The following is a 1,836-nucleotide window of genomic DNA, read 5'->3' as shown; positions in this document are numbered from 1 at the left end:
GGTACGGGAGGTGCGGGAGGTGCGGGAGGCCATCAGGCAGCGGGGCGGGTGAGCGCGAGCTCGTACTCCTTGGCGTCGGGGTCGCCCTGCATCGGGATGGTCGTCCCGGTGGGCTCGAAGCCGGCCTTGCGGTAGACCGCCATGGCACGGCCGTTGTCCTCGTGGACGAAGAGGCGTATGCGCTCGACGCGCGGCGCGGACAGCGCCCAGGACCACTCGATGGCTGCGTCGAACAGCGCCTGTATGAGGCCGGCCCCGCGCCGCTCGGGGCGGACGAAGACCCCGACGATGTGCGTCTGCGGCACGGACGGAGCGCCACCGAAGACGGCGCCCTCCTCGGCCTCCGGGTCCTCGACGAGCACGGTGACCGTACCGTCCCAGGTGCCGTCGGGCGCCTCCGCGACGAATGTGATGACGCGACAGGCCTCGGAACTCGCCCGGGCCCGCTCCTGCCAGTAACTATCGGGCTGGACGACGGCGTTGTCGTAAGTGTCGAGGAAGGCGATGGACGCCAGGGGGTCCAAGAGCGCCGTCAGCCGCAGTTCCTTGGACTTCTCCCAATCGCCCGCGCGCACAGGCCTGATGATGTGCTCCATCCTCTGATCGTCGCCCCGGACACTTGGCACAAGCAATGTGTTTTCGCTCTCTGACGGGCGGGCAGGGGGGTGCGCATGACGGAGGAGCGCGTGGGCGGGGCCGGGGTAGTGGCGGTGGCCATGGGGGAGGACGAGCTACCGATCGTTCTCCCGGCCGATCTGCGGGATCGGCTCAGCGAGTTGACGGGACGTGAGGTACGCGTGGTCCTAGGGAACGCCCTGGGGGACGGCCTGGGGGACGGCCTCGGCAACGTGGACATCCTGGTGACGGGCTGGGGCTGCCCGCCGCTGACGGAAGCCGTCCTCGACGGTGCGCCGCGGCTGGGGATCGTCGTCCACGCGGCGGGCTCGGTCAAGCAGCTGGCGACCGACGCGGTGTGGGAGCGGGGAATCGTCGTTTCCTCGGCGGCGGAGGCCAATGCCGGTCCGGTCGCCGATTTCACCCTCGCGGCTGTGGGGCTCGCGGCGAAGGGAGCCTTGTCGGCAGCCGCTGCCTACGCGGGCGGCCGCTGGCCGGCCTTCCGCGACCGGCACGGCGCCGACGGCCGGACCGTCGGCGTTCTCGGCGCTTCACGGATCGGCCGCCGGGTGATCACCGGCCTACGGGCTTCCACCGCCGGATACCGGGTGCTGCTCTACGACCCGTACGTGACGGATGAGGAAGCCGCACGGCTGGGCGCGGAGCGCGTGCACCGCCTGGCGGACCTCTGCGGTGCCTCCGGCATCGTGACGATCCACGCGCCGGCCACACCGGAAACGCACCGGATGCTCGACGCGGCACATCTCGCCCTCATCCCGGACGGTGGCACGGTCATCAATACGGCGCGGGGGTCGCTCGTCGACACCGAGGCACTGGAACGGGAATGCGGGATGGGGCGGTTGAACGCCTGGCTCGACGTGACGGACCCGGAGCCGCTGAAAAAGGGGCACGCGCTGCTGCGGCTGCCGAACGTGCTGGTGACGCCGCACATCGCCGGTGCTCAGGGCAGTGAGGGGAGGCGGCTGGGCGCGTATGCGGTCGAGGAGGCCGGGCGGTGGGCGAGGGGCGAGCCGCTGCTGGGGGCGGTCGAGAGGGCGGGCCTGGGCCGACTGGCGTGAGCGCAAAAGTCTCCGGAAATGCGAAAAAGCCCCGGCAGGAACTCAAGGTTCCCACCAGGGCTTTCTCTAAAATTTGTTCGGCGGCGTCCTACTCTCCCACACGGTCCCCCATGCAGTACCATCGGCGCTGAAAGGCTTAGCT

2 protein-coding genes and 1 rRNA gene are annotated in these 1,836 nt (G+C 70.4%); 1 reads left to right on the top strand and 2 read right to left on the bottom strand.

Features of this window, described 5'->3' with window-relative positions; translation table 11 throughout:
* Nucleotides 1–32: 32 nt before the first annotated feature.
* The gene (locus ACSNOG_RS32640; RefSeq protein ID WP_436756318.1) at nt 33–596 is read right to left on the bottom strand and encodes a GNAT family N-acetyltransferase; all 564 of its coding nucleotides are present in this window, start codon (nt 594–596) and stop codon (nt 33–35) included.
* Nucleotides 597–671: 75 nt separating this feature from the next.
* Between ACSNOG_RS32640 and ACSNOG_RS32635 the strand changes: the two genes are divergently transcribed.
* A complete protein-coding gene (locus ACSNOG_RS32635) occupies nt 672–1,694 on the top strand; it encodes a hydroxyacid dehydrogenase (protein WP_436756317.1) in 1,023 nt (340 codons plus the stop codon).
* Between the two features lie 75 nt (nt 1,695–1,769).
* Here ACSNOG_RS32635 and rrf read toward each other — a convergent pair.
* Nucleotides 1,770–1,836 (bottom strand): 5S ribosomal RNA (gene rrf / locus ACSNOG_RS32630); the annotation flags it as partial.

The sequence above is a fragment of the Streptomyces sp. URMC 124 genome (genome assembly GCF_051386455.1).
Taxonomy (GTDB): domain Bacteria; phylum Actinomycetota; class Actinomycetes; order Streptomycetales; family Streptomycetaceae; genus Streptomyces.
Note: the sequence above shows the minus strand (reverse complement) of the source record. Positions and strands in the feature narration are given on the sequence as shown.

Excerpts from the sequence above, each read along its gene's own strand:
- ACSNOG_RS32635 (WP_436756317.1), top strand. The coding sequence starts at position 672 with ATGACGGAGGAGCGCGTGGGCGGGGCCGGGGTAGTGGCGGTGGCCATG.
- ACSNOG_RS32640 (WP_436756318.1), bottom strand. The coding sequence starts at position 596 with ATGGAGCACATCATCAGGCCTGTGCGCGCGGGCGATTGGGAGAAGTCC.